2 protein-coding genes are annotated in these 1,404 nt (G+C 66.2%); both read right to left on the reverse strand.

The genetic code is table 11. The features are described 5' to 3' along the window. Positions 1–39: 39 nt before the first annotated feature. Positions 40–456 carry a hypothetical protein gene (locus tag ACFYPA_RS37065; RefSeq protein ID WP_389137053.1) on the reverse strand — a complete coding sequence of 139 codons (417 nt, stop codon included), beginning with the start codon at positions 454–456 and terminating at the stop codon, positions 40–42. Then, positions 453–1,301, reverse strand: a complete 849-nt coding sequence (locus ACFYPA_RS37070; protein ID WP_389137056.1) for an IS5 family transposase — start codon at positions 1,299–1,301, stop codon at positions 453–455. The genes ACFYPA_RS37065 and ACFYPA_RS37070 overlap by 4 nt, the downstream gene beginning before the upstream one ends. Positions 1,302–1,404 lie beyond the last annotated feature (103 nt).

Here is a 1,404-nt window from a genome sequence, read left to right on the forward strand (position 1 = left end):
AGTGTGCGGTTCGTGAGTTGATGTCCGTTCCTGGTTTGGCTAGTGCTGCTTACTGAAGGTGCCGGGCTCAGTTTCGGTGAGGATTCCTAGTGTGACCAGGCGTTTCATCTTGGCTCGGGTGCGCTCGATGTGTTTCGGCAGGAGCTCGAAGTCGAGGGCCTGGCAGATGTCGCGGGCCCTCAGTGGGCCGGTGGCGTCGTTGAAGACGGCGAGGATGCGTGGGTAGTCCGGGTGCTCGGGCAGCTCCAGACTCCCTGATGGGTCGGCGCTCTGGGCAGGGATTCGGTCGGCGAGGCCGGTGATGGTAGTGCGGGTGATGGCGAGGTGTTCCAGCCGCAGTTCGGCCTCGTGGAGCTGGGCCTGGACGGTGTCGATCTGGGTGCGGAGATCGTCAGCCAGGACCCGGACTGCGTCTTGTTGAAGGTCGAGCGCCTGGAGGAGGGGGTTGAGGTTCACGCGCCGACCACCTGCGGATCGCGCCAGGTGAGCGCGCTCGCGTCGGTGAGCCGACGGGCCATGACGTGGGTCATGGCCCAGTAGACACGTGAAGTGGAGGAGGCCGGGCGGTGTTCGTAGTCGCGGACCAGGCGCCGGTGCAGTATCAGGGTCCCGAACGTCTGCTCCACCCGCCACCGTTTCGGCTGCGGAACGAATCCCCGCTCCTCAGGGTTGCGCCGGACGATCTCGACGTCGATACCGAGGGCGGCCCCGTGCGTGACGACCTGGTTCTTGAAGCCCTGGTCGACCAGGGCCTTACTGACCGAGCCGCCGGCCGCGACGGCGACCTGGTCGAGCAGCGCGATGCCGGCAGCGTTGTCGTGGACACTCGCGGCCACCACGGTGACGGCGATGACCAGGCCGAGGACGTCCACGGCCAGTCCCCGTTTGCGGCCGGGCACTCGTTTCGCGGCGTCCTTGCCCGTCGTGACCGCGGGGACCCCGTTGGCCGCCCGGACACTCTGGGTGTCCAGGATCACCAGGGTCGGGTCCTCTAATCGCCGGTTCCGATCCCGCACCTGGCAGCGGAGGAGTTCATGGATCTGCCGGTCTGTGCCGTCGTCCCGCCAGGCGGCGAAGTAGTAGTACGTCGCGCTCTTCGGCGGCAGGTCGTTCGGCAGCAGGGCCCACTGACAGCCGGTCCGGGACTGGTAGAGGATCGAGTTCACGATCTCCCGCATCGGATAGCGGCCCTGGTGGCCGCTCACGGAACGGTGCCGGTCCTTCCAGGCCGTGAGCATCGGCTCGATCAACGCCCACTGCTCGTCGGACAAGTCGCTCTGGTACGGCTTGCGTTCACTCACCCACCGATTCCAGCAGGCCACCGGCACCGGACCGGATCGTTTGTGTTTCACCCACACCATCAGGTGACGCCAAAATCACTCATAGAGTCACGAACCGCCCACT

The organism is Streptomyces sp. NPDC005775, from assembly GCF_042871565.1.
Taxonomy (GTDB): domain Bacteria; phylum Actinomycetota; class Actinomycetes; order Streptomycetales; family Streptomycetaceae; genus Streptomyces.